Source organism: Nostoc sp. CALU 1950, assembly GCF_051172895.1.
Lineage (GTDB): Bacteria > Cyanobacteriota > Cyanobacteriia > Cyanobacteriales > Nostocaceae > Nostoc > Nostoc edaphicum_A.
Map to the genome: position 1 here is coordinate 1 of NZ_JBDNJQ010000121.1, position 25,623 is coordinate 25,623.

27 protein-coding genes and 4 pseudogenes are annotated in these 25,623 nt (G+C 41.2%); 14 read left to right on the forward strand and 17 right to left on the reverse strand.

Features of this window, described 5'->3' with window-relative positions; translation table 11 throughout:
* Positions 1–816: 816 nt before the first annotated feature.
* Positions 817–978, reverse strand: coding sequence for a hypothetical protein (locus ABF638_RS26455; RefSeq protein WP_435025870.1), 162 nt, complete (start codon positions 976–978; stop codon positions 817–819).
* Between the two features lie 85 nt (positions 979–1,063).
* Here ABF638_RS26455 and ABF638_RS26460 point away from each other — a divergent pair, with 85 nt between their 5' ends.
* Positions 1,064–1,225 (forward strand): hypothetical protein, encoded by a 162-nt coding sequence (locus ABF638_RS26460; RefSeq protein ID WP_435025871.1) that lies wholly within the window; start codon positions 1,064–1,066, stop codon positions 1,223–1,225.
* On the forward strand, positions 1,209–1,631 hold the full coding sequence (locus ABF638_RS26465; protein ID WP_435025872.1) for a hypothetical protein: 423 nt from the start codon (positions 1,209–1,211) through the stop codon (positions 1,629–1,631). The genes ABF638_RS26460 and ABF638_RS26465 overlap by 17 nt, the downstream gene beginning before the upstream one ends.
* A gap of 364 nt (positions 1,632–1,995) precedes the next feature.
* On the opposite strand, the gene ABF638_RS26470 is transcribed toward ABF638_RS26465, so the two are convergent.
* The gene (locus ABF638_RS26470; protein WP_435025873.1) at positions 1,996–2,775 is read right to left on the reverse strand and encodes a hypothetical protein; all 780 of its coding nucleotides are present in this window, start codon (positions 2,773–2,775) and stop codon (positions 1,996–1,998) included.
* A gap of 222 nt (positions 2,776–2,997) precedes the next feature.
* Between ABF638_RS26470 and ABF638_RS26475 the strand changes: the two are divergent.
* From ABF638_RS26475 to msrA (ABF638_RS26485), 3 genes and pseudogenes are all read left to right on the forward strand, one after another.
* Positions 2,998–3,438: pseudogene (locus tag ABF638_RS26475) on the forward strand (IS701 family transposase); the annotation flags it as partial.
* 120 nt (positions 3,439–3,558) lie between these two features.
* Entirely contained in the window at positions 3,559–3,744 is a 186-nt protein-coding gene (locus tag ABF638_RS26480; protein WP_435025896.1) for an L-histidine N(alpha)-methyltransferase, read from the forward strand.
* A gap of 16 nt (positions 3,745–3,760) precedes the next feature.
* The gene (gene msrA, locus ABF638_RS26485) at positions 3,761–4,438 is read left to right on the forward strand and encodes a peptide-methionine (S)-S-oxide reductase MsrA (protein ID WP_435025874.1); all 678 of its coding nucleotides are present in this window, start codon (positions 3,761–3,763) and stop codon (positions 4,436–4,438) included.
* A 49-nt stretch (positions 4,439–4,487) separates the two neighbouring features.
* On the opposite strand, the gene msrA (ABF638_RS26490) is transcribed toward msrA (ABF638_RS26485), so the two are convergent.
* On the reverse strand, positions 4,488–4,979 hold the full coding sequence (gene msrA / locus ABF638_RS26490) for a peptide-methionine (S)-S-oxide reductase MsrA (protein ID WP_435025875.1): 492 nt from the start codon (positions 4,977–4,979) through the stop codon (positions 4,488–4,490).
* Between the two features lie 279 nt (positions 4,980–5,258).
* A complete protein-coding gene (locus ABF638_RS26495; RefSeq protein ID WP_435025877.1) occupies positions 5,259–5,855 on the reverse strand; it encodes a peroxiredoxin-like family protein in 597 nt (198 codons plus the stop codon).
* A gap of 344 nt (positions 5,856–6,199) precedes the next feature.
* On the opposite strand from ABF638_RS26495, the gene ABF638_RS26500 reads away from it, so the two are divergent.
* The gene (locus tag ABF638_RS26500) at positions 6,200–6,667 is read left to right on the forward strand and encodes an AAC(3)-I family aminoglycoside N-acetyltransferase (RefSeq protein WP_435025878.1); all 468 of its coding nucleotides are present in this window, start codon (positions 6,200–6,202) and stop codon (positions 6,665–6,667) included.
* A 70-nt stretch (positions 6,668–6,737) separates the two neighbouring features.
* Here the strand turns inward: ABF638_RS26500 and ABF638_RS26505 are convergent, their stop codons facing one another.
* Together ABF638_RS26505 and ABF638_RS26510 are read right to left on the reverse strand one after the other, a co-directional pair.
* Positions 6,738–6,974, reverse strand: coding sequence for a hypothetical protein (locus ABF638_RS26505; RefSeq protein WP_435025879.1), 237 nt, complete (start codon positions 6,972–6,974; stop codon positions 6,738–6,740).
* Position 6,975: 1 nt separating this feature from the next.
* Entirely contained in the window at positions 6,976–7,191 is a 216-nt protein-coding gene (locus tag ABF638_RS26510; protein WP_104899633.1) for a hypothetical protein, read from the reverse strand.
* A gap of 382 nt (positions 7,192–7,573) precedes the next feature.
* Here ABF638_RS26510 and tnpC point away from each other — a divergent pair.
* Positions 7,574–8,857: pseudogene (tnpC, locus tag ABF638_RS26515) on the forward strand (IS66 family transposase); the annotation flags it as partial.
* Between the two features lie 536 nt (positions 8,858–9,393).
* Here the strand turns inward: tnpC and ABF638_RS26520 are convergent.
* The 3 genes from ABF638_RS26520 to ABF638_RS26530 all read right to left on the reverse strand — a co-directional run bounded on the left by ABF638_RS26520 (position 9,394) and on the right by ABF638_RS26530 (position 10,970).
* On the reverse strand, positions 9,394–9,606 hold the full coding sequence (locus ABF638_RS26520) for a hypothetical protein (protein WP_435025881.1): 213 nt from the start codon (positions 9,604–9,606) through the stop codon (positions 9,394–9,396).
* A gap of 95 nt (positions 9,607–9,701) precedes the next feature.
* Positions 9,702–10,121: a hypothetical protein gene (locus tag ABF638_RS26525; protein ID WP_435025882.1), complete on the reverse strand. Its 420-nt coding sequence runs from the start codon at positions 10,119–10,121 to the stop codon at positions 9,702–9,704.
* Between the two features lie 282 nt (positions 10,122–10,403).
* Positions 10,404–10,970 (reverse strand): hypothetical protein, encoded by a 567-nt coding sequence (locus ABF638_RS26530; protein WP_435025883.1) that lies wholly within the window; start codon positions 10,968–10,970, stop codon positions 10,404–10,406.
* A gap of 208 nt (positions 10,971–11,178) precedes the next feature.
* Between ABF638_RS26530 and ABF638_RS26535 the strand changes: the two genes are divergently transcribed.
* The 5 genes from ABF638_RS26535 (at position 11,179) to ABF638_RS26555 (ending at position 14,750) form a co-directional block, all read left to right on the forward strand.
* The gene (locus ABF638_RS26535) at positions 11,179–11,463 is read left to right on the forward strand and encodes a hypothetical protein (RefSeq protein ID WP_012413087.1); all 285 of its coding nucleotides are present in this window, start codon (positions 11,179–11,181) and stop codon (positions 11,461–11,463) included.
* Positions 11,464–11,757: 294 nt separating this feature from the next.
* Positions 11,758–11,934, forward strand: coding sequence for a hypothetical protein (locus tag ABF638_RS26540; RefSeq protein WP_435025884.1), 177 nt, complete (start codon positions 11,758–11,760; stop codon positions 11,932–11,934).
* A 114-nt stretch (positions 11,935–12,048) separates the two neighbouring features.
* The gene (locus tag ABF638_RS26545) at positions 12,049–13,458 is read left to right on the forward strand and encodes a hypothetical protein (protein ID WP_435025885.1); all 1,410 of its coding nucleotides are present in this window, start codon (positions 12,049–12,051) and stop codon (positions 13,456–13,458) included.
* Positions 13,459–13,564: 106 nt separating this feature from the next.
* A complete protein-coding gene (locus ABF638_RS26550; protein ID WP_435025886.1) occupies positions 13,565–13,717 on the forward strand; it encodes a hypothetical protein in 153 nt (50 codons plus the stop codon).
* Between the two features lie 19 nt (positions 13,718–13,736).
* A complete protein-coding gene (locus tag ABF638_RS26555) occupies positions 13,737–14,750 on the forward strand; it encodes a hypothetical protein (RefSeq protein WP_435025887.1) in 1,014 nt (337 codons plus the stop codon).
* 81 nt (positions 14,751–14,831) lie between these two features.
* Here the strand turns inward: ABF638_RS26555 and ABF638_RS26560 are convergent, their stop codons facing one another.
* The 7 genes and pseudogenes from ABF638_RS26560 to ABF638_RS26590 form a co-directional block, all read right to left on the reverse strand.
* A complete protein-coding gene (locus ABF638_RS26560; protein WP_435025888.1) occupies positions 14,832–15,353 on the reverse strand; it encodes a hypothetical protein in 522 nt (173 codons plus the stop codon).
* Positions 15,354–15,469: 116 nt separating this feature from the next.
* Positions 15,470–15,757, reverse strand: a complete 288-nt coding sequence (locus tag ABF638_RS26565; RefSeq protein WP_435025889.1) for a hypothetical protein — start codon at positions 15,755–15,757, stop codon at positions 15,470–15,472.
* Positions 15,758–15,806: 49 nt separating this feature from the next.
* Positions 15,807–17,096, reverse strand: a complete 1,290-nt coding sequence (locus ABF638_RS26570; RefSeq protein ID WP_435025890.1) for a hybrid sensor histidine kinase/response regulator — start codon at positions 17,094–17,096, stop codon at positions 15,807–15,809.
* A gap of 15 nt (positions 17,097–17,111) precedes the next feature.
* On the reverse strand, positions 17,112–19,316 hold the full coding sequence (locus tag ABF638_RS26575) for an ATP-binding protein (protein WP_435025891.1): 2,205 nt from the start codon (positions 19,314–19,316) through the stop codon (positions 17,112–17,114).
* Positions 19,313–20,281, reverse strand: a complete 969-nt coding sequence (locus ABF638_RS26580; RefSeq protein ID WP_435025892.1) for a phosphate/phosphite/phosphonate ABC transporter substrate-binding protein — start codon at positions 20,279–20,281, stop codon at positions 19,313–19,315. The genes ABF638_RS26575 and ABF638_RS26580 overlap by 4 nt, the downstream gene beginning before the upstream one ends.
* Positions 20,282–20,433: 152 nt before the next feature.
* Positions 20,434–20,556 (reverse strand): annotated as a pseudogene (locus ABF638_RS26585) (ATP-binding protein); the annotation flags it as partial.
* A 38-nt stretch (positions 20,557–20,594) separates the two neighbouring features.
* A pseudogene (locus tag ABF638_RS26590) lies at positions 20,595–21,192 on the reverse strand (IS701 family transposase); the annotation flags it as partial.
* 252 nt (positions 21,193–21,444) lie between these two features.
* Here ABF638_RS26590 and ABF638_RS26595 point away from each other — a divergent pair.
* A complete protein-coding gene (locus ABF638_RS26595; RefSeq protein ID WP_435025893.1) occupies positions 21,445–22,206 on the forward strand; it encodes a DUF6748 domain-containing protein in 762 nt (253 codons plus the stop codon).
* Between the two features lie 461 nt (positions 22,207–22,667).
* On the opposite strand, the gene ABF638_RS26600 is transcribed toward ABF638_RS26595, so the two are convergent.
* The gene (locus ABF638_RS26600; protein ID WP_435025894.1) at positions 22,668–23,552 is read right to left on the reverse strand and encodes a LysR family transcriptional regulator; all 885 of its coding nucleotides are present in this window, start codon (positions 23,550–23,552) and stop codon (positions 22,668–22,670) included.
* Between the two features lie 105 nt (positions 23,553–23,657).
* On the opposite strand from ABF638_RS26600, the gene ilvD reads away from it, so the two are divergent.
* A complete protein-coding gene (gene ilvD / locus ABF638_RS26605; protein WP_435025895.1) occupies positions 23,658–25,349 on the forward strand; it encodes a dihydroxy-acid dehydratase in 1,692 nt (563 codons plus the stop codon).
* Positions 25,350–25,623: the final 274 nt, after the last annotated feature.

The window sequence follows — 25,623 nt, forward strand, 5'->3', positions numbered from 1 at the left end:
TAGAGTTAGTGTAACTAGATATGTAAAGTTTTGTATTAGGATTCAACATTTCTGGACTGTAATAGTTAGTTTTGCTTGCTTAATCCGCAAATTTTTTACTTCAATAAGGGACAATATGCCACTTTATTTTTCAACTTTGATTTATACGAATACTTTTCAGACTTATCTCTAAAATAGACGTTTTTTGATATAAAATAAAACTATCTTATGGATAAGCTTGCTTGAAAAATTAGAAGAGATATATCAGCCATCAGACAGATAATAATATAAAAAAGAGATATAACCCATCTAAAATGTAACGATTGCAACACTATTAAAGCTTTTAAAAATAGCTAGTTATATAGTTACATGAGTATTAATACTACTGAGAACAATGCAATTTTGAACTCAGAATTTGGTTTTAGAAAAAGGTTGCTGAGGCTAGCTTAAAGGTATTTTTTTTTGCCTTTTCCTCTTGCCTTTTCCCAAAAAACCAACAAGTATTTCAATGAGTATTTATTTTTCTTGATGATGAGCATTGGCATTTTTACTTATTTCAGTAGTTTTAATCCATTGATTTAATAATCTGATAGCATCAGCTAGCGCGATAGCTTCAGTTTTATAGTTTTGCGAAAACTCAGACCAAAGCTTTTAGAGAAAATATCACAAAATTTTACTGGAATAATCGAAGTTCTAGACCACTAAAAAATTGATAATTCCGTTTCGGAGGCGAAAGTTGATTTGATCCCAGGAAGTTCTCTAACCTCAGCTTTACGTTCTCATAGTCCCACATATCAATACGCTACAGATTACGACTTTCTATGAGAGGACTAGCGGTTAATTCCCATTACAAATTGTGTCTTGAGATGTAGCGATCGCGATCGCTACTCCAGATGAGAGTAGCGTTTGCAAATAGTCATAGGAACAATGAAATGCTGTATTAACTAACAGGTGAAAGTTTAAAAAAAAGAGGTCGTCAATGGCGTATATGACGTACATAGTCCTGTTTCATCACTGAGCAAATACTTTCCCAATCATGCATAGGAATTGCTAAGTTACTAAATTAATAGTTCAGTTAATTATCATGCCGAAATTCTATCTTCAACGAACTGGGAAGATTTCTACTGCTATTCATCCCTTTGTTAAACAAACGGCTCTTCCTCAAAGCAAACACAAGCCTAGTCTACTGCAAGGGAAAATTATTCCATTGCTGCTACGGGAGGAAGTCAATGCGACCATCCAATAGTGTCTGGCAAGGAAATTTTGGCTACTGGCAAAATAGTTTTATTCATAATAATCTGCTGGTCATTGGTTACACAGCATGGAAAGGATTTCAGTCATTTGGACGGGGAGTTGTCTTATGTGATGTAGATACTCAAGTTACTCAGTCAACAATTACAAACTTTGATACAGTTCCCTTCACCCTCCAGTTTCTCCCCTGCGATCTAATTGGGTTTTACTTGCAATCACAATCACTTAACTCATCTATAATCTCATCTATTTTCCCAGCAGTCGCAACATACAATCCCCATCAAGATATTCTTCTGGTGCTAAAAGTTGAACCTCAGATTGAGGTTACTTTTTTACACCAATTAAAAATTACTCCACCCGATTGTTACGAACAAGTTTGCAAGCGTTGGTCAGAATTTTAACCAAGCTTAATGCCCTAATATTTACTTTATTCCTGAATGCTCAAACCACAATTAAGCAAGATTCCGAAACCTACTTGCTATCAAAATGCGGCGATAGATTATTATATGGGAAACCCACTGAATAATATAAATAGACAAGTGTTTAGCAGGTTATTTGTCGCTTTGCGAAGCACTTTTGTCATGTCAAATAAATTTTATGGGACTGATAAGTATGAATCAGTTCCAGACGTATAATAGCTACGTCTGGAATACCTTGGATAGTCAGGAAATTCTAAGTTTATAACTAGCACAGTGACGTACTAGCAAAAAATGAAGGAAACACATTAAGACTGATATTGTTACTTGTCACTATCTGTGTTTATTATTAGTTATTCAGTTTGTGATGGGCTAATTTATAGCCTTGCAAACCTAAACCTAAAGTACCAAGAATCAATAAGCCGAAATCAGAATAGGGTTCACTTACTGTTGCAATACTCACTGTATTAATTCCAAAGCCACGTTGGGGAGAGGAAGTGCTAAAAACCAAACTTCTAATATTGGCTGTATCACTTTTTACACCTAAGAAGACAGCAGAATTATCTCTAGCACCAGAGGATATTCCGGGTAAAGAAAAAGTGCCTAGTAAATTATTTGCATCATCAAACGCTGATACAAATACTTCATAGTCGAGGTTTGCGCTACCACTTGCAGCAATTTGGGTTCCAGCAGCTTTAACGTTTTTATCAAAAACAATTGTTAAGGGATTAGGATTTCCGGTGGGAATAATAGTCGGACTAAAACCTGTAAATAATAGGAAGTCTCCCGCACCAAAATTTGTTTGTACTGGTGGATTATTTTGAAAAATAAATGGTGGTGTTATATCACCTCCGGCAGACGGAATATTGACATTCACTCCTAAACCACCAGTTGATGTTGCAGAAAAAGATGGTGGGAGAAATGTACTAGGGTTAGAAGCAAAAGGATCGATAACTTTTCCTAGACTTGACCATTCAATTTTGTCATTACTTTGTAAATCAGTCCTGTTTTGAACGAAGGTAATAGCACTAGCAGGTAATGGTAAAAAAGTCGTAAAAACAATAAATGCAAGCAATTTAGTCTTGATGAATTTCGTATTGTCAGTCTTAAAAATTTTATTCCCTAACATAAATCGTCTAGATATGTTTCATTTTTATATTATGTTTGTTACCAATAAAAATATATGGTAATTTTACTTATTTGCTCTATTTTTATTTATCAATAAAGGTATAAGTAGGTCGGCGCGAAAAAACCAAACTATGTAAAGATAAATATATAGGACTTACGCATTGACAGAATAACAAAATAGTGAATTGATAAATATGGGTCGTCTAGTAGTGGATATTGGAGAATGAGAGAAATTACTAAACCCTCCACAGCACAATGCAATCTAGACATCTACACCTTATTTTTGCTGTCAGAGCCAAAGTATGGAGGATGCAGTAGGTTAGCCGAGATATTGGGAGATGTTTCACATGATAGCGTCAATCGCTTTTTATTGAGAGAGAGATACGAACCACAAGATTTATTCAACATAATAGAGAAAATCATCAACTTGGTAGGAGGGATATTAAGTGTAGATGATACAGTCATAGAAAAGATTTACAGCGACCCAAACAATGCGGAATTAATCAGTTATTTTTGGTCAGGGAAAGCCCACAAAACTATTATTGGCTTAAATTTAATTACTTTATATTACAGCGATGTTAATGGGAATTCAATCCCAATAAATTACAGAATATATGACAAAAAGGAGGGGAAAACAAAAAACGATTATTTTAGAGAAATGGTGCAAGTTTTTCTATGCCTTAAGGAGAGCAATAAATTGAGGATTCAACAAAAATAAGATTCTCGCTTTCGCTGGATTAATTTACATTCGTCTCAGCTATCAATTCAAGAAGACACAGATATTATTCAACCACTAAGCAATCAACCTAAAATCTTACCTACCATGCCGTTACTTATCGATGACCAAGGTTCAGAACTATTTGAGCAAATTTGTGAACTGCTAGAATACTATCCAACTCGCACCGAGCAAGCAATTTTAGAAACATCTGAATTCTGTTTTGATAAACTCGGTTCTTCGTCTATTAAATAAAGGAGTTCACAATCTCATGTCAATTCATAACTTTACTCTCTCCCGTCAGTTATTACGCAACTTGTCCATCATTTCGCTGATTTTTTTACTCCTATACGGTGCATCTCGTGTGATGCTTTCTGCTCCCGCCACTGATATTTCGACTGTTGCACCGCAGGGAAAGCAAGTAGCGGTTTTCGCTGGTGGGTGCTACTGGGGAATGGAAGCAGTTTTTGAGCATCTATTAGGTGTTTCTGATGTCGTTTCTGGCTTTTCTGGGGGTGATGCAAGAACCGCAGACTACACACTTGTCAGTGCTGGATTAACTAATCATGCTGAATCCGTAAAAATCACTTACGATCCATCAAAAATATCATATAACCAGCTTCTCAAGGTCTACTTTTTGGTAGCCCATGACCCAACACAGTTGAATCGACAAGGGCCAGACTCAGGTAAGCAATATCGTTCGGCGATCTTTTTTGCTAACGATGAGCAGAAACAGACTGCACAAGAATATATTGCTCAACTCAACAAATCGCGAGTCTTCGACAAGCCGATTGTCACAGAATTAGATTCTTTGAAAGGTTTTTATCAGGCTGCGGCATACCATCAGAATTATATAGTGCATCATCCGAGCGATCGCTATGTTGTAATGAATGACTTGCCGAAGCTGGCTAAACTTCAAGTAAAGTTCCCTGATATGTATAGCAAGTAAGGGGATTTACAGCATTCGACTCTTAACATCCCCTTGAACCAGTGAAAGATTAGCCTATCCTGTAAGATGCTCGTCCATGCTTCTCCAGATATTGCTGATGATACTCTTCCGCTCTATAGAATTGCGATGCAGATACAATCTCCGTCACAATTGGATTTTTGTGATAACGAGAACTATTTTCAAGCTGCTCCTTGGAGGCTCTTGCTAATAATTCCTGTTCTGGAGTATGGAAAAATATCACTGACCGATATTGATAACCAACATTTAGCTCCTGGTGGTTTGATTCTGTGGGATTGTGCTTATTCCAAAACACATTTAGTAGTTCATCATAAGATACTATTGCTGGATTGTATTCCACTTCCACTGCCTCAGCATGTCCAGTTTTGCCTCTACAGACATCTTCGTAGGTTGGATTCTCAAAGTGTCCGCCAGTGTAACCAACTGCTGTAGAAGTTACTCCCTTTACTTGACGAAATGCTGCTTCAACTCCCCAGAAACAGCCTGCTCCAAATGTCGCTTTTTGTAGATTAGTATTTTGCATATCTTTGACAACTCTTTTATGATAATTTTAAGTGAAATTTATCAAATTAGACAGATACTTTATAAGGAAATATTTCCTCAATACTGCCTGATTTGTTTTAATTATTAGAGTGACAGATTATTCTGAAATGAGTCTGATACAAAGATGAATATTATCTAAAAATTGGAAAAATAGTTTAATTTTAAATTAATATACTACTACAGTATAGCGTAAATAAAACACCCTTCCAAATCCATGAAAGGCTTGTAGTATCAGAATCACGAATTACGCCAAGCGATACTAGCTTTTGCTAACTATAGGAATATTTCTTAGAATACTCACTATTTCAATTGGGTCTAACCGTTTAGTATAATCTGCATCAACAAAAGCATAAACGATTTTTCCGTCTCGATCAACTACAAATGTAGCTGGAATAGGTAATTCAAAAGACTCATCTCCATTGTATCTAGGTAACACATGACCCTTTGACTCTAATATAGGTCTTAGATACTCCGGGATTTGAAACACAATGCCAAATTGACGAGCAATCATATTGCTGCGATCGCTCAATACTTCATAAGTTAGTTCATGTTTTTCTACAGTTGATATAGTATGACGAGTAGTTTGAGGTGAAATAGCAATTATTGATGCTCCTAATGTTTTAATTGCAGGTAATGCTTGTTGGAGTCCTGCTAGTTCCAAGTTACAGAAAGGACACCAAGAACCTCGAAAAAAGGAAATAACTACAGGCCCACTAACTAGTAGTTTTTGTAATTCTACTGCTTGACCGAAAGCATTAAGTAGAATGAAATTAGGAATAATATCTCCTACCTTTAAAGTTTGGTCAATTATACCTGAATAAATTAGCTCATTTTTGATAGACTCTGTAAAATTCATCGTAATTTTCCTGAAAGTTAACTTCTACTTTTATGTACCTTTCTACAGAAATACTGTTGCAGTGAATTTACTGAAATACTAAAACCAGACCCTTGGATTTGCATTACTGGGATAATTGCTTTAGGTTCCAAGGCATGATTATCATCAACTATTCTTGTTGTTTTTATACACGTTAAGCTATCCGTTCAAAGTCCTGGTTCATAAAGCGTTACCACTTCTGCTTTCCACCAAGGGTCATAATTGGTTTATCAAAACAGAATTCAGGAGTCACGAGCCAGAATTCAGTTATTGTATGAACGAGCAGGATTTAGCCACTCAACAGGAATGTAGCTTAGGAAATACCAATGAACTTAAGCATTCAACAGATTGTACCGGAGGACGTTGCATTAATGGAAGCTCTATTAGCGACCTTTGGTGAGGCGTTCGATCAGGTGGAGACATATAGAAATCCTCCTAGTACAGACTACCTGCGGCAACTGCTCGATAGTGACTACTTCATTGCGATCGCCGCATTGAAAGAAGGTGAGGTCGTTGGCGGTCTTACTGCCTACGAGCTTAAAAAGTTCGAGCAGGAGCGCAGTGAGATTTACATCTACGATCTAGCTGTTGCCGCCGCACACCGACGGCAGGGAATCGCAACGGCATTAATTCAGAAGCTGAAAGAAGTAGCAGCAGCATGTGGAGCTTATGTCATTTTCGTCCAGGCGGATATCGGTGACGATCCAGCCATTAAACTTTATACAAAGCTGGGCGATCGCGAAGACGTATTGCATTTCGACATACCAGTTAATGGCGGCAATAATAATGCCTAATGCTTATCCGAGTAGTGGCTTTTCGAGAAGAGCATACTAAAGAGCAGGGTTAATTTTTTACTAGATTTAGTTATAATATTTCCTGCTTTTTAGCAAAAGCTTCACGGCAAGAAAGCCCCTTGCCAATATAAACTTTCTCATCCTCTTTCATATAAAATTGAATTTCTCCTGTTAGTAGATCCTTCTCCCACATAATCTGTAAAGTCCCATTATTTGCAATTAATCCAATAGTACTTCGTGTTAATTTTAATTGATAGGGTATATCTAAAGTTGATTGAGCCTCTTGCTGAAATTTATCGGTTGACATTTTAGTATTTGTACTGTGTATAACTTCCTGGATCTGCTGATTTTAATGTGGTGATAAAACCAATCAGCGCAAACGGACATTTACACCCCAAGGCTTCTTCGATTGCCACAGCATTCAGATTATACTCTTGGCAGACAGTATCAAAAATCTCATCTAGGGATAGTTCTAAATTTTCATTTAATTCCTGAACTCGTTTTTCTATTGACTTGACTAACATAGCTGACAGGGCAAACGCTGATATCTTTTGAAGATTAATTCTTTCCTTTCGCTAGCCTCCGTGCCTCACTATAGGCAACAAATACAATACTTGAACAAGCAGTTAAATTTACTACGAATGCAGGCGGACGACCACCAGTTAACAATAGCATTACTAAAAACCCAATGCCGACTTGAGTTATTTGTTTAACTAATGAACTGAAGCTATAAGCTGAATTTTTCATAAATCCTAGTGCGGTAACTCTTGTATTTTTATCTTCCCAGGACAAGAAAAGAGCGGTTGCGCGATAGCCTTTACTTGAGGGGGAGCTTATCGCCCAAAGGTAAGGATTCAGGTGGCAGAGTATTGACAAAGGGGACACTTGAGGGTGAGTATCACAAATATGAACCAAAGCCTGCCTCAAAATTTAGACAGAGAAAGCTTGAACCAGCTATCGAAAGAAGAACTGGTAGAGATAATTATTGAGCAGGGTAAGGTGATAGGTGAATTACAGAAAATAATCGTAGAGCTACAGCAAGAAATAGAGTATTTAAAAGTCAGTAGAGATTTAGATAGTAAAAATTCATCGAAACCACCGTCTGGAGACATCCTGAAAAAAAGCGAAAGCAAAAAAGCACCCCTAGAAGAAGCAAACCACCCGAAAAGAAAAGCAGGCGGGCAACCAGGGCATCAGGGAAAAACGCGTAAAGGTTTTGGCAGAGTAGATCGTTATGAAATCCTACGTCCAAGTGATTGTATTTATTGCGGTCAAAAAGCATTTGCAGCTGTGGCAGTAAAAGTAGAAAGACACTCGGTAGCGCAACTAGTGGAGTGTCCCATCGAAATAGTGGAGTATCAACGCCATACCTGTGTGTGTGAATGCTGTGGAAATATACAAGCAGCCGAGTGGTCACCAGAGATTATCCCAGGGCAAGATTTAGGAATCTCTTTACAGGCGTTTTTAGGATGGGTAAATAATTATGCACATATGCCCTATGAAAAACAGCAAGAAATGTTATGGGAACTAGGGCAAATTGAAATTGGGTTAGGAACGTTAGTGACAACCAATGAACGAATCCAAAAAGCAATTGAACCGAGTGTTAGTAAATTAGGTAATTGGCTAAAACAGACACAACCTAACATTCATGTGGATGAAACACCTTGGCCTGTCAAAGGAATCAAAGAATGGCTGTGGGTAGTTGCCAATTCTGATTTCTGCCTGTTTACTGCTGCTGACACTCGTTCCAGAGCCGAATTATCAGCCATTTTAGGGACTGAGTATACAGGGGTACTCAGCAGCGATGATTTTAGCGTTTACAATGGCTATCAAGCTGTTGCCCAGCAAAAATGTTTAGCTCATCTACGCCGTCACTTCAAAAAACTAATTATACTTCCAGGTCTTCATAACCAAGCTATTGGTGAAGCGTTTGTTAATTTAATTGATGAAGCTTTTAAGAGCTATGCTCAATGGTTTGAGACTTTTGACTCCTTAAGTTACAACGATTGGGTCAATCAATTTAAGTCTAAATTGCACTCCTCACTCAATCAGTGGATCGACAAAGCAGGAGCAAAAGCCGGTCAGCTTTTACGTTCTTTGCGTGATAAAGCAAGTCAATGGTGGTATTTCCTTGAGCATCCTGAAGTTCCTCCTGATAACAATCAAGCCGAACGTTCGCTGCGATGGGCAAAGTGGTTGTACAATCCAGCAAAATTGTCTTTACTACGGCGGTGCATCAAGAAGCAAAGCAGCATGGAAGCTGGCCCCTTAAACTGGTCTTTGAGTCCCCCCGTCACTGGAATCACCCATAACTCAGTAAATGGTTCGTTGGTGAAGTTTTCGTTGATGGTCAATGCACGATCAGGCCGAGAGACTGCGATCGCAAAGTCTGCCTTATTGCCTTTGAGATATCCTCCGGCTTGTGCTTCTAGAATTGTGAGTTTTGGGGGACAATCGAGTAAGAATTGACCGTATTCTTTGGCGCAATTGGCTTGTAGTTTAGGTTGGCTAGGTGGAATGAGAAAGACGCTGTTGTTGATTTTGATGGTTTCCATAATTGCGTTGTTGTTGGTAAAAATTGCATTGATACTGGATAGTGTTCGACTTAGCTATTTATCGAGCAGAATTCAGGAGCCAGGAGTCAGAATTCAGTTGGTTATTCTGACCGAATCTCAAGGTGAACCGGGGGTATTTCCAACTGTGTGGAATGGTGATTGTTGGTTGCATTATTCTGTGTCCTGATTAAACTTGACTTCAACGATTTCTTCTACACACCCCATTACCTCGCCCAAGTAATGCAATGTATCGCCCACTTGAGTTGCTACTTCTGGATCAATCTTTTTATCAGCAATTAACAAGAGCCAGTTTTCATCTTGAGCGATCGCCTGAATCTTTACGTAACACGAATTGAACTGCTTCAGTATTTCTATCGGTTCCATTGGTTTATCCGATGAGTTGTGTTGTTTTATTTCGATAAACTAATAATTTGGTTTTGCTATTTGTCTTACGGTGGGTCTTACTGCCCACCTATTTTTTACGCAGCAACCAAATGTTTCGCTGCTGGAACGTATCTCTTTAACCGCTCCCAGTCCTCAAAAGTTAGTGCGTCAAATTCTTTATCGAGTAATTCCTCTTCTGTGAATGGTTGTTCTGTAGCCGTTGTAAAGTAGCCTGTCATCGTCATAAATTCATCCAACCCAACTGCTGCATCAACCGGCTCGGCGTATCGAATCTGATCTACAGCATTCGACCAGTGGGTAATGTGTTGAAATACTACCCCAATCATCGAATCAGCTTTGTATACCCGGTAATTCTTGGGGCAAGCTCCATTGACATACACGAGTTTGTAGCCAGAGATTTCCATGACCTCTGCGTTGGGGTCGGTTGGAGGTAATAGTATTTTCTCTGTTGGATCATTCAACTGGGTTGCTTGAAGAGAAAATGTGCTAATCATAGTTTGTGTGCCATGATGATTTCGATTGTTTAAATTTGTTATCCAGGCGATTGCATTTCTCTTGAACTGCGCTCGCCCTTTCTCACTTCCAGTACTAGGGATTTCTTACACATCTGCATTCGCATCTGTCGGAGGTAGGAGAATATTTTCTTGACACTCACCTACTTGAAGTGAGATGTTACTTGCTGCACTTTGTGTCATGATTGGTATTTCTTAAGCGATTACATTTTGGAGGCGATTGCTCTTGTTTTGGGCAGCAATCGCCTTTTCTACCTTCAGCAACTAAGCCGCTACTGCCGCTCTGACTCCCAGCAGCCCAATCACATCTTTTGCACTGCCAGCAACCCGATTCACTCCGTACTGTCTTGGTCTTGCGTACCAACTTTCTTGATTGCACCCAACGAAGCCGACAAAGCGCCCGTCTTGGTAGAGTTTGGTGCTAAATGAGAGCCAGTCAATATCTCCGTGGTATAAACCAAAAACAGTGCAGGCTTTTTCCAGTTCATCGCTCAGGCGTTCGTTCCGTTCCCGTGGGGTTTCTAGTAAAGTCGCTTTTACTTCTGCAACTCTTGTAGCGAACCAGTTGCGGTCAAATGGTAGCCGTCCCCCTTCGACAAACTGCACCCATACCGTAATCCCGCCTTCAATCCAGATTGTACGCACTGTTTCGGGTTGGACTTCGATAATCTCGCCAATGATGCGACGGTCACGAGCAGTCAGGGGGTCTTGGGTTGGGGCTACAGCTTCGGCTTGGGATTCGAGGTGGGTGTACAGTTCTGCTTGGGCTAAGGTTTGCTCATCAACGGAAGAACTAGGAATTGCTTGCTGTGTATGTGTTGTATAAGGCATAATATTGATCTCCATTCAGTTGGATAAAAGGCGATCGCACGGTTTGCGAGACTTGGGGCGGTCGTCTTTTTGCTTTCTAGATATAATCTAGCAAACAATCTAGATTTAGTCAAGATAAAAATCTAGATTATTAAGTTGGCTTACAATAAGGTTTGCAGAGATTATTCTGGATCAAGAGTATATTGTTGATAAAGACCAACAGAAAAATATGCCTGCGAACAAAAAGCCAGAGACACAAGGGCGAATTGCCCAGCTAGGTATCAAGATAGATGCCGAGTTATACGAGAAGTACAAAACAAAATTGAAAGAAGATGGTATATCGATTACGGAAGATATCGAAAACCACATGAGGAATTATATAGGCGAGATGATTGTCCACAGTAATGTAGTGGATATAGTCAAGCTAGTAGAGGATGTAGAAGTTTTGAAGAAAGTCTTGGGGGAGTTACAACCGGGCTGGCAAGAGAGAATGAGCAGCTTAAAAGTCAGTTAAAAGCCATGTCATCTCAAATCGACAACTTGGTTCAAATAATGAAAACTTCACCCCCTCTTGACAGGGGGTGAAGCATTTTTAAGGTATGCCATTTTATTCTAGATAATTTTCTTGATTTTAAGCTAGCTCGGTGTTAGATTTTAAGTAGCCACATATTCTAGTGGCTACTTAATTTTTTAGGCAATCGCCCAAACGCGAATAACATTTGCTCACACACTTGCTATCCGCACTTGAAGCGCAAGGTAAACAAGACAAGCATTTGCTTGCCTTCTTATCAGTAGACCGTAAAATGCCATGCTGACACTAGAAGTCGAACAAACATCAGCACTCGACTACACCAAATTGAACAACGGTATCCAGGATACCTTCACCGCCATCGACCGTTTTGAGTGGCAAGCATCCGATGAATTGCGACTGATGCGAGACAAAGGCTATTACGAAGATGGTGGACACAAGAGCTTTGAAGCTTAGAGCTTGTCAAGTAACAACCTTGCCTCTTTTGAGCTAGAAATGCTTTCTCAGAAAGCTTTCTAGATAATAAATTGTAAAAGTTGTTTCTTGACAGGCTCTTACTGTGAAAGTGAGTTGACCAAACACGGGGGATATCGCCGGGTCAGAGATTTGCTATCTGCGAAGAAAGTAGTTGATACTCTGCCAGAGGAACTCAGGGACAAGATTACTAAGCCTTCTCAAACTCGCTCCTTGCTCCGACTGGTAAAAACACCCGACAAGTTAGAGCAAGCTGTTGCAATCGCGTCCCAAGAAAAACCCTTCCCCACCGCCGCAGACTTCGCCAAAGCAGTACAGAAGGTTGTTCCAAAAAATACGTCACCCACTAGAACCAGTAGCACAAAACAAGAAAAAGTCAAAACGCAATTGTGTAATTCGGTCACTGTTTCTTCCCTTTCACATCCCAGATATGGGGATTCGGGAGTGATTGAGGCTTCGGCTCCGAATAACTATCAGCAAATTGTCACCTTCAGCGATGGTGAGAGGTTACTGGTAAACAATAGTGATTTGGCTGGTTTAAATGACGCAATTGTGTCCGAATCGAGTGAAAGAGTTTACCCAAAAGAATATACGGAAGCGATTGCTGCTATTGAAGAACGTCATAAACAGGAGTTAGAGCGACTGGAGCAGGAATTGAGGATTGGACTACAAGCAGAAGCAGGGGTTAAAGCTGAGGCCCAGGTACAAGAACAAATCCAATCCTTGCAAAACCTGTACAAACAGCAGAAAGAGCAAAACATCCAGTTACAGCAACGCCTGGATGAAATGGAATCGCTACGGCAGTTAGAGACTGAGAACCAACAACTCCAGCAGCGCATTCAGAAATTAGAAAACGCCGTACAAGAGCATCCTGTCCAACAGTGGGGGAATACGATGACGCAGCAAGCGACTAAAGCTTTGAACAAGCAGGTCAAACTTGCCTTGGAGAAAACAATTGATCTGCGATCGCTAGCTGCTGAACCACCCAAAGAAAATGCACAAGAATGTTTGCGGCTCATGGGTATGGCGTTGAAGAATCTTGCCAGTGCCATGAACAATACCCAAGCCCTGGAAGCTGCGGCCATAATTTTGGGGAGTGAGCCGACACCAACTGCGATCGCATATCGAGCCGAACAACTGGAAATGCTACCCCAGGCGGTTAGTGAGATTCGGGGGGTGCTAGCTAAACCAGCGTGTAGCTGGCAGGAGTTTTGGGCAGTGGCGCAAGAGTACGAAGTGATTAAACCAGACTACTGGATGGAATTAAGCACAGAGGAAACAGATTTAATTACCACACTCCAAAACGCATCCTCTCAACCAGACACCATCGGAATCGGCTCTATCGTTGCTCACGCTGATCCATACCGCACTTTGTATGTAGAAAGGGGTGAAGTAGTAGAGGAATTAGGAGATGAGGTGATAGTGGCTTGGGATCACTGGAAGGAGCAATCGAAAAAGACTGATAGGTATTCACGAGACGAGTTGCGATTCTGGCAACCTCAATAGGCTTTCAGTGAATCGGTGACTTTTTAGACAACCAAATACAAGTAGCAAGCCCCGCAATGACAGTGGGGGAAATTTCCGTGCGTCAATATAAACAGGAGATTGTAGAATGACTGCAACTATTACAAGACCTAAGCCCAAAAAGGCTGCTGCTAAAGTACAGTCACCTTACAAGCGGCTTCATGTCATTATTCCCATTGAAGATTTGCTCTGGGCATCGCAGCAAAAGCCTTCAGTTAATCAGTTATTGCTGGACGGCTGACCCTTATGGTTCTCGGTGGATGCCGCTAACAAGTGCTTTGGGGTACAGTACTTTTATCTCTGCAAAGAAAATTCTCTCTGACAATGGGCTATTCATTTTCAAGCCAGATAAGTCCATAGAGGATGGTAGGGAAACGGCTAGCTGGATGGTGAAAAATTTGCATGGCAGTCGGATGAAGGAATTTTGGGAGAAAGCCAATTCTCTTAATCAGCAACCAGATTCTCTAAAACGAGAACCAAATGCTGGGGATTCAGAGATAGATGCTGGCTGTGAAGAAATACGTGCTTCGTATAAAGCATCTATCTCAGGTCAAAGTCAGTTAGAGCAAGGCTTTCAAGAAACCTCACGAACTGCTCAGGAACAGCTAACGAACTCTTCAAAAGAGTTCGTTAGCTGTATCTCTGACACGCTTACAGAAAATTCGCAAGTGGAGGAGACGGCGATCGCTCCCTTGGGGGTCGCGTCGCCTCAGTTTCTTGAAAGCGTGTCAGAGAAAGAGAAAGACTTGCCTGTGGCAATAGACTGCACGACGCTGGCGCTTGTGGAAGCTGTACAGGGGGAATCTGCTTCGTTGTTGGCTGAAAACCAGAATTGTGGTGTTGAGGCGGCAGTCTCTCATGAAGGTGCTTGTTCCGCCGCGCCCGTTGCCCAAAATGAAAAATCTTTAAATTCAGCGATCGCTAATCAAACTCAGGGGCAAGTAGAACAAAGTAATTCCACTTTGTTGTTAGTTGAAAATTCAGTTTCCGGTGTAGAAATCAAAGCAGTTCATGAAGGTGCTTGTTCCGCCGCGCCCGTGCCAAATCCTGAAAAATGGTCGCATGAGGCGATTGTAGCGAGGTCAAATATGCGACCGGAGCGGATGCAGAAACTCAAGGTTGCGGCGAATTCGGGGCAGAATCCGGGGTTTGATTTCTTACAAGAGTGCTGGGATGATCCGGCTTTGCAGATTGCGATCAAGAAACTGGTGGCGAAATTTCCGCAGTGGGGGATTGCGATTGTGGATGGGGTGTTGGTGGATTGGGAAAGGTAAAAATCACACTATCTCAGAATAGCGTGTAGCTAAAGCGATTGCTGCTTGAGGGTGCTTATCTACTAATACAGAAGGTGTAGATCAAGATTCCCTTGCAACGATACTGCCAAGCGACGAATTACTTTCTGAAAACGGGGACGCATAATCTGCGACTCGCTGCCATCCCCACTTATAAGCAGTGTCAACCAGAATTTCTTTACCATTGCGGAACTTAATAAATTCCTGCCCGTGGTCATAAAATATGTCTGCAACTAGTTGATTACGCTCGTCGTAACCCCACTTATCCACTGCTGCCCTCCACCAGCGCTTTCCTCTTGAGAGCAACTGTTCTAGTTCTAAATACTCCGGCTTCCAGTATTTGGTGCGCCATTGATTTGCTAGTGCGTCGATTAGTATCGCAGTCGGGTAGATCGGCTTCAGGTTTTCTTCGAGCCAGAGTATATAAACGATTGCGCTCCTGAAAGCATCTTCTAAACCATAGCTTGATGCTTCTAAACTGTCTTGAAGTTGCTCGTCATTAAAATTCACGCCGAGCGATTGCAGGGCTGGGGCATACAAATCAAATAATTCTTGTTCTACTGAATCGGCAGACCAGAACCACATAAGAAAAAGAAGACTCCTGCTGGGTGGCTAAATAAAATTTAGCATTTAGCGTGCTTCGTGTTGATGTGGAAACAAGTAGCGATCGCTAATCAAACATAAGCGCAGGTAGAACAGGTTTATTCAGCTTCTCTACGAGACGCTGCGCGAACGTTGTCAGGAGAAAATTCAGTTTCGGGTATAGAAGTCAAAACATCTTCAATATCTGTATATTTTATTTTCTGGAAGTCCCTTATCTGGAGGTTACGCAGAGCAGAAGCGGAAAGCAGACCTTGTTCTCGTAAAAGATATTGCCAGACAGAATCAAGCCTATTATCAAAACCCCAATCCCGTCCATTTTCCCATACCTTTAGTAGTACCATTGCTCCCAAGTATTGTTTTGCGAGACTGATGTTTAAGAGCGCCATTACTTAATCTAGTTTGATTTATTCTTACCGACTTACTTATACTAGAAAATCAACTTGTTTGTTCTGCTTGAGTGGGTAAGGTGATGACAAACTCTGTTCCTGCTGCTAGTTCAGAGTTGACTGTAATTGTCCCTCCATGTTTTTCGATGATAATTTGCCGGACGATCGCTAATCCTAACCCCGTACCTTTACCTGCTTCTTTGGTAGTAAATAATTCATTAAAAATCTTCTCCCGCACTGCCTCACTCATGCCAATCCCGTTATCTTTGATGCGAATTATTGCTTGCTGCATATCTTCAGATAATTCTGTATTAATAATAATTTGATTAGGATTAATTTTAATCTCTGCATAACTACGTCCAGGATTTGATTCTTCTAAAGCATCGATCGCATTAGCCAACAGATTCATAAATACCTGATTTAATTGTCCTGCATAACATTCCACTTGGGGGAGATTGCCATATTCTTTAATTACTTGAATTTCTGGGCGAGTATCAGAAGCTTTGAGGCGATGTTTGAGAATCATAATTGTACTATCAATACCATCGTGAATATTGCCAGGAATGGGGCGATCGCTATCAGCACGAGAAAATGTCCGCAAGCTGATGCTAATGTCTTTAATCCGGTTTACTCCTTCCCGCATCGAGCCAACTAACTTTGGTAAGTCTTCACGGATGTATTCGAGGTCAATCGCTTCAATTTTATCTTGAATTGCCGGACTGAAATTAGCAGATTCTTGCTGAACTAAATCCAGCAATCCAAACAAATCTTTAATGTTCTCTAAAGCGTGTTGAATATTGCCCGAAAGAAAGCCAACGGGATTATTAATTTCGTGGGCAACACCAGCCACCAAGTCGCCCAGAGCCGACATTTTTTCGCGTTGAATGACTTGCATCTGAGTTGCTCGTAATTCAGCAGTTTTTTGAGCCACTTGCTGTTCTAAATTTTGACTCAAGAGACGCAACTGTAAATGGGTTTTCACCCGTGCTAACACTTCTTCTTCTTGGAACGGCTTGGTAATGTAGTCTACTGCACCAAGTTTAAGCCCTTTAACTTTGTTGTCTACATCAGCCAAAGCAGTCATAAACATCACCGGAATATCACAAGTCTTGGGATTATCTTTCAGGCGTTGGCAAGTTTCAAATCCATCAATTCCTGGCATCATCACATCCAGTAAGATCAGATCGGGCGGTCGCCGCTCAATTTGTTGCAGGGCGCGTTCGCCACTGGTTGCGATCGCAACCTTATAGCCTTCATTACTTAAAGCCTCTGAGATGACATCCAAATTAGTGGAAATATCATCAACGATTAAAATTAACCCACTTAAAGTTGTTGCCATAATCGTCCTTAAATCCTAAATATTAGTAAGGTATTGTTGAATCAAGGTTTCAATCTTCTCAGTTTGAAATTGCTTGGCTAGTTGTACTACCTGCCCTATAAAAGGTTGATAACGCCGATCCTTTTGGCCAATTTTCTTTGCAGTTTCTGTCAATTCTCTCACTAAGCCATCCTGCGCCAGTTCCAGTAACATTTCCAAATCTGCGGCTGGTGGGGGAATTAGCTCCGTGAATACCTCTTTGTCCATCGCCCTGTCCCCAATATCTGACTCGACTGCTTCATATTTCCAAGTGAGTTGCAGGTGCTGGGCCAGCAAGGTGAACAACTCTTCCGCATCAACGGGTTTTGTGAGAAAATCATCTCCACCCATAGCTAAACTCTTCTGTTGGTCAATTTCTGACACCGATGCTGAAGATACAATTACCAACAAATGCTTAATATCCTCAGAAGTGCGTAACTCCCTGAGCATTTCAAAGCCATCCATTATCGGCATCGCTAAATCTGTAATTACTAAATCTGGCTGTTTTTCTCTGGCTTTCTCTAAGCCTTCTTCACCATTTTCTGCTTCGGTAAACGTGAACTCCAGTGGCTCCAAGAGATTTACCAAGACTGACCGATTTTCCCAGCGATCGTCCACAATCAGAATATGGCGTGGTTTCCCCTCGTAGCCGATAATGGTTCGTCCCTCAGTGACTAAACTTTTTTGCGCCCAATCAGAGGCGAGAGGCAATGCCACCTCAAAGTAAAAGTTACTGCCCACCCCTAGCTCACTCTCAATCTGAATTTTTCCTCCCATCAATTCCACAATTCTTTGGCTGATGGCTAAACCTAACCCTGTGCCTTCCGACTGGCGTTTTTGATCTCCTACTTGTTCAAAGGCTTGGAATAGTTTGTTGATCTGATTAGAGGCAATGCCCACTCCAGTATCTATCGCTTGGAACTTGAAGCGAGGCAAGGGAATGGTGGAATTTGACTCTAATACTTTGACCTTCAGAGTGACGCTCCCTTTGTCAGTAAATTTAATCGCATTTCCTAAGACATTCAGTAAGACTTGGCGGAGCCTTTTCTCATCAGCCTCAACTCCGGTGGGCAAATTGGGATCGGGTTGATAAATAAAGTCAAGTCCTTTTTGGTCGGCGCGAACCCGACAAATTTCGACCACACCTTGAACAAATGAGGGGAAGTGAATAGTTTTGGGAGCGAGTTCTAGTTTGCGGGCTTCGATTTTTGAGATGTCTAAAATGTCGTTAATTAATGTTAGGAGATGAGAGCCGCACTGATGAATAATATTCACACCATGACGTTCTTTGTCGGGGATAACTTTGGAACGTCCGAGAATTTGAGCATAGCCGAGAATACCGTTGAGGGGGGTACGGAGTTCGTGACTCATATTGGCCAGGAAATCGCTCTTTGCTTGGTTGGCTTCATTGGCGAAATTCTTTTTTGCCTCCAAATCACGATAAGACTCTGCTAACTTAACAGTCATGCGGTTAAACTCGCTGGCTAATTGCTCGACTTCATCACTAGTCTGGATGTCTAATCTGTAGTCCAGATTACCCTCTCTAATGGTCGCTACCCCTGTCTGAAGTTTCTTGATAGACCGCACTGCTGGCAATAGAATTAGGACAAACTGCCCAGCAAGAACTAGCAAAATAAAAGCAAGAATTCCCCACTTGACAATTTGCTCGGTTTGATTTAGTTCTTGCCCTGCCTGAAGAGCCAGTTTTTGCTCTTGTTGCAAAATTCTAATAATCTTAGAAGTATAAAAATTCACATCTCGATTAAAAGCGTTAATAGCTCTATAGTCTTCCTTCACCTCTGCTACAGACAGACTATTTTGGCTAATAACCGATCGACTAATTTCCGTTGCCAATTTATCAAATATTTGATACCGACGATATACAATATCTAATTCTTCAGTAGTGGGGCTAAGTTTTTTCATTTCATCTAATATAGATAAAAATTCTTGCTTCACTGCTTGATATTCGGCGATTTTAGCTTGAGGATTTTCTAGCACTAACAAATCTTTGATTGTGATAATTTGCCGGGCTAGGAGTAAATTTATGGTTTGAGCATTGCCAATCAGTTTCAGGCTTTTATAATGTGCCTCTTCTACCCGAATGCGGGCGCGTCCCAGTACTAGATTACTTGTGCCTACAGCAATAATAATCATGCCGACGGTTATTACCGAAGAACCAAAAAATTTCTGCCAAATCTTCATTTTGTCTTTGCTAATTTTTCGTCTAATTGTTTCTTGACCTGCCTCACCCGATCGTAGTCTGAGTCTTGCACCAGGGTATATCCATTAGAAGGAATTCCATCAAGATTCAGCATTCCAATAGGGGCACTAATAAATGCCTCTTTCAATTCAGCAATAAGCTGGGGAGATAGTTTCTGAGAAACAACAATAGGAGATTGGGGAATTGGTTCTGATTCCCACATTACCTGATAAGAATCATTGATTTTGCCAGCTTTTTTGGCTTGCTTATAAATGTCAAACTCAATACCTACAGCATCAACTTGCCCATCTAGCAGTGCAGCTAATGAGTTCTTATGGTTCTTAAAGAACTGAACAGAAGCAAAATCGCTATCAAACTTGAAACCTATATCTAATAGGTGAACTACAGGAAACATATAACCTGATGTTGATAGTTTACTGGTAAAGCCAAGCCGCTTGCCCTTAAGATCGTTGAGGGTTTTGATCCCACTAGCAGAATTAGCAATAATAGCTGATTTATACCAAGGTCGTCCCGTATTTTTAGTGATAGGGGCAGCAATTGGCTCGATTTGTGGATTCCGTCGCTTTGCCTCAATATAAGAAAGTGGCCCTAGTAAGGCGATTTGCACCTTTTCTTCTACCAAAAGATCGACGGTACGTTTGTAGTCTTTGACCGCTTGGATAGATACAGGTCGTTTCAGGGTTTTATTTAGGTATTCAGTTAAAGTTCGTATTTGTTCCTGTTGGTCTGTGTCATTCGACGCTTGGGCGACAATTGCGATCGCTAAAGTTGCTGGTACCTTTTCCACACTAGCTTGAATGCTGGGCGTTGGCTGGGGATTATTATTACTGGAAGTTTGAGTAGTGCAACCAGTACTAATTACTATTAATGCAGGAACTACTAGAGCGATAAGAGCTATTTGTCGCTTAATCAATGAATTTAGTTGTTGCTGTGAATATGCTTGCATAGCTAGACACTCCTTATAAATCGGATGTTGATACTAACATTTGGGAAATTTGATTAAGGGAACATTAAATCTTGGCTGCAATATTAAATCCTTAAGACTTCTAGATTTAGTATTCCCAGATATCTGAAGCTGTTTACCAAAAAAGCCAAAAATTACACCAGAATTTCAATGATAAATTCTGTACCCTCACCTAGAATCGAGTTAAAATTCAATTTTCTGGCGTGGGTTTCTTCGACAATTTGCCGAGCGATCGCTAATCCTAACCCTGTACCTTTATCCCAAAAGTGTTGAATGTTAACCCTCTTGTGTCACTCTAGGCAGAAGAAAAATAGAAATCAGAGCGAGCCAGGAATATAAAGATTGAGGAAGTAAGCCTATAAACGATGGATTGAGGTTTAGTAAATCCTAAAGATAATTGAGGAATAGAAAAGACTATAAGCCAAGGCTGAATTAAGTCAAATAAGGTAAAAGTTTGAAGTATGAGACGAAGATTGTTGAGAATATTTTTCCAACCTTTTCCATTATCCCACTCCGGATGAGAAGCGAATCGTGTTTGAGGCTCTGGGGCAAAAGGACGCATTTGTTCTGAATGAAGGCTAACCATGAGATATGTACTACATACAATTTCCCACCATCGTTCAATATCTTGATAGCGAGTGAAACGATAATCCGCCCAACCTAATTCATTTTTACTTTGCTTTAATCCATATTCAACCCAAGTTCTTAACCCGTAGAAGTTACCAACTTCTCTCGGTGTAATGTCTGGGTATTTACTCATGACATACCAAGTAGAATTTCCAGGTAATTTTTCAGTATCTGTGGTGATCTGCCAATATCTATGTTCTTCACGAAAGCCCGTGGATTATTTCTCTAATGAACCGATTCTCACTGCCCAGGTCAGAAAATACTCGAATGCAGAGATTGGGCGTACAGTCAGGCGGTTCTGGGACAAAGTTGGCAAAAACAATGAGTCCTTAAAATTCCTTTAAGGTTTCCCGCAAGTTTTTTTAACCTATTGTCAGTAGTGTAAGAGTTATAGTATTCCAACTTACCTTGTCAACTCCGAGCTTGTGTATAGGTAATTTTGGCAGTTTTTACGAAAAATCTTGTCAACTCTGCTTTTAACAAAGGTATTGAACCCTCAAATAAAATCTAAAGTTACCATGAACAAACAATCCTTTAACTACAAATACTCGATTATTCCTCTATTAGGTGCAATAATAGTCACTAACGGATTTTTCTCCAAAGTATCGGCGCAAAATATTTCTGCTCCAGAGACTACTGATTCTGTTGCAGTCACTGTCAAAAACCAAGAGTTTCCACAGTGGGGATATTACATGGTGCGAAGAGATTTTCGCAAATGTGCTTTTCCAGTATGCGGTGGGTATTTTATAAAGCAAGTCAACTTGAAAGCTACTCCTTGCTTAGATGGTGTTTTTCGCTCCGAATGCTATGTGTCTGCAATTGATTGGAGTTCGCTGAAAGTCTCGCCTTACGAACTAATAAAAATTCAAAATGATGATGGTAGCCGTGTGATTCTCAGAGGTAACATCGTTCCAGTAACATTTCCTGGATTCGGTGAGTTTGGGAATTTGAGAGTAAAAGAAGCCTTCTATGCTGCGACAAATGCCCCAGCAAAAGGTACTTTTGTGGCACTAAAAGACAATGGCATTCGTTGCATCACAACTCCTTGCTTCTCAACAAATCAACTGGTTTTGAATAAACCGAGGATTTCTCAAGTCTCGTCAATCGATTTGAGTCAAACGGGTGCAACGCAAAAGCAGCTTGAGGCAGCAACAAGCGAAATTTTTGGTAAAGGTTTGATTGCTGTAGGTATAACGGAGGTAATAGAAAACGTAGATCCAACAAACAGAGCTACTCAGTTTGTGGGTACACAGTTTTATCTGAGAGTGGAACCGAACTAAAGAAATAAGCTTATCTTTGCCACTGGCTCATCCTAAAACTGTGCGATCGCCTATCTCAAAGAAGCGTTACGCACTTGGAAGAGAGTCAAGTCAACGGAAGCCGTGTTTGTGGCAGCTTGCAAGGAAAGGAGGAAGCCGGAGGCACAACAGGCCAAGTTTACTGTGATCGCTCCCTTTGAGTGGGCGAGGCGGCAAAGGATTGTGATTGCGCTGTCTGGGGAAACTGTGTATAAGCCTCAGCTAATGCAATAGACATTCTGCTCTGGAGCGACCACAACGTATGCAGAAACTCATGCGTTGCGGCGAATTTAGGGTTTGACTTTTTGCTCTCGTGTTGGAATGATGATCCCGCGAAAGCAAATGTAAGGCCAAAAAACTACGGAGTAATTGATGGCTGTTCCCCACGAATTAGGAGCGTTCAACTTCAGCCGTAGGCAGGTCTGAGTAGTTCAGCTCATTAATTAACCACAGACACTTCTGACAATTTCTAGAAACTCCCGTAAAACAGGTGTCATATCCTCTTGTCGCCACACTACAGCCGTTTCTACTAATGGTGTTTTTTCCTCTAAAGTGCGATAAACTACACCAGCCCTTTGAAGATTTTGCAAAGAAGACGGTACGATCGCAATCCCCATTCCCGCTGACACTAGCCCGATAATTGTCTGCATTTGGATTGCTTCTTGAGTCACTTTTGGGCTGAAATTTCCTTGCTGGCAAAGACTCATGATTTGATCGTAAAGTCCGGGTCCCAAATGGCGGGGGAACATAATAAAATTTTCGTCTTTTAGTTCGCGCACTGAAATATTTTCTTGTCTGGCTAAGAAATGAGTTTCTAGCAAAGCTACAATTAGTCCTTCTTGCTGAATGCATTCTTGATTGAGAGTGTTGTCTTCTAAAGGTGGATGGGCAAAACCTACATGGATGCGGTGATTGAATAGCGCTTGTTCTTGCTGAGTTGTCGTTAATTCTTGCAATACTAACTCCACCTCTAAAAACTGTTCTCGAAACCGCCGCAAGATCACAGGGAGCAAATCGTAAGTTACCAAGCTGGTGAAACCTACTCGTAGTTGTCCTTTCTCACCCCTACCTGTCCGTTGAGTCAGATCAATTGCCTTGGACAGTTGAGCGAACAATTGATAAGCTTCTTGCAAAAATACTTGTCCCGCTTCCGTTAGCTGCACCTGTCGTTTAGTTTTGCGTTGAAAAAGTTCTACCCCTAGTTCCGCTTCTAGCTGCTGAATTTGCTGGCTTAAGGGAGGTTGAGCGATGTGAAGTCGCTCTGCGGCTTTACTAAAGTGTAGTTCTTCAGCTACCGCAATGAAGTAGCGCAGGTGTCGCAGTTCCATAGTTTTGATATTTTATAAGTCTCAAATATCTATAAATATATATTGGACATATTAAAAGTTGCTAAATATCATACTCATATATGCAAGTCAGAGGATGATGTAACTATGTCGGAGAATTTGAGAAGCCAAATTGTCACGCAAGGGGTGCAGCGATCGCCTAATCGGGCTATGCTACGCGCAGTTGGTTTTAAAGATGAAGATTTCAATAAAGCCATTGTCGGTATTGCCAACGGTTACAGTACGATCACTCCCTGTAATATGGGGATAAATTTACTGGCGCAAAGGGCAGAAGTTGGAATTAAAACCGCCGGGGCGATGCCGCAAATGTTCGGCACGATTACCATTAGCGATGGGATTTCGATGGGAACTGAAGGGATGAAATATTCCCTAGTGTCGCGGGAAGTCATCGCTGATTCTATTGAAACCGCCTGTACTGGCCAAAGTATGGATGGTGTACTAGCGATCGGCGGTTGTGATAAAAATATGCCAGGGGCAATGCTGGCGATCGCCCGGATGAATATCCCTGCAATATTCGTTTACGGTGGCACAATTAAACCTGGTCACTACAACGGACGCGATTTAACCGTTGTCAGTTCTTTTGAAGCTGTTGGTCAATACAGTGCTGGAAAAATTGACGACAAGGAATTATTAGAAGTTGAAAGTCGCGCTTGTCCTGGCGCTGGTTCCTGTGGAGGAATGTTCACAGCTAACACCATGTCTTCAGCATTTGAAGCCCTGGGAATGAGCTTGCCCTATTCTTCGACAATGGCAGCCGAAGATGTTGAAAAAGCCGACAGCACAGAAAAATCGGCTTATGCGTTAGTCGAAGCCATTCGCAAACAAATCTTACCGCGTCAAATTATCACCCGCAAATCTATCGAGAATGCCATCTCTGTGATTATGGCAGTCGGTGGTTCGACTAATGCAGTACTGCATTTCTTAGCGATCGCCCGTGCCGCTAATGTAGAGTTGACCATAGACGACTTTGAAACTATCCGCGCCCGTGTTCCCGTTTTGTGTGATTTAAAACCAAGCGGTAAATATGTAGCTATAGATTTGCACAAAGCTGGTGGCATTCCGCAAGTGATGAAAATGCTACTTGCACATGATTTACTACATGGGGATAGCATTACTATCACTGGCCAAACAATTGCAGAGATACTAGCAGATATCCCAGAAGAACCATCTGCCAATCAAGATGTGATTCGGACTTGGAATAACCCGATGTATGCCCAAGGACATTTAGCCATCCTCAGAGGTAATCTCGCAACAGAAGGGGCTGTCGCCAAAATTACCGGCGTGAAGAAACCAGTAATTACCGGCCCCGCACGGGTATTTGAATCGGAAGAAGCCTCTTTAGCTGCAATTTTGGCGGGTAAGATTCAAGCTGGTGATATTCTAATCATCCGCTACGAAGGGCCTAAGGGCGGCCCTGGAATGCGAGAAATGTTGGCTCCCACTTCAGCAATTATCGGTGCTGGTTTGGGTGATGCAGTGGGATTAATTACCGACGGACGCTTTTCTGGCGGTACTTATGGCATGGTAGTTGGTCATGTTGCTCCAGAAGCCGCAGTTGGTGGTGCGATCGCGCTTGTAGAAGAAGGCGATAGTATTACTATTGATGCACCTGCTCGTTTAGTGCAGTTGAATGTATCTGAATCAGAATTGGCTCGTCGTCGAGCTAACTGGCAACCTCCGGCTCCCCGTTACACTAAAGGCATATTGGCGAAATATGCCTTTTTGGTATCTTCTAGCAGTCTTGGGGCTGTGACAGATTTGGACTTGTTCAATAACTAGTTATTAAAGTTTTGAGAAGTTTAATTAGTTGTCGTATCTCTCCACACATTTGCAAATTGTGATCAAATGCCAGGTGAAACTGATAATATACTCGTTGTAGTTTGCATTTACGAGTGAAAACGTAAAAACACTCATTCTTGGGTGATTGTTCTCTTGGGACTAAATAGAGCAATTACCTACTTTTTCTGTTTTAAAAGTGATGAAATGAGGGGGCTAGCACTAGTCTGTTGACTTTGTGAGTTTTTCAGTGATATTTTTCATACAATAACTATGT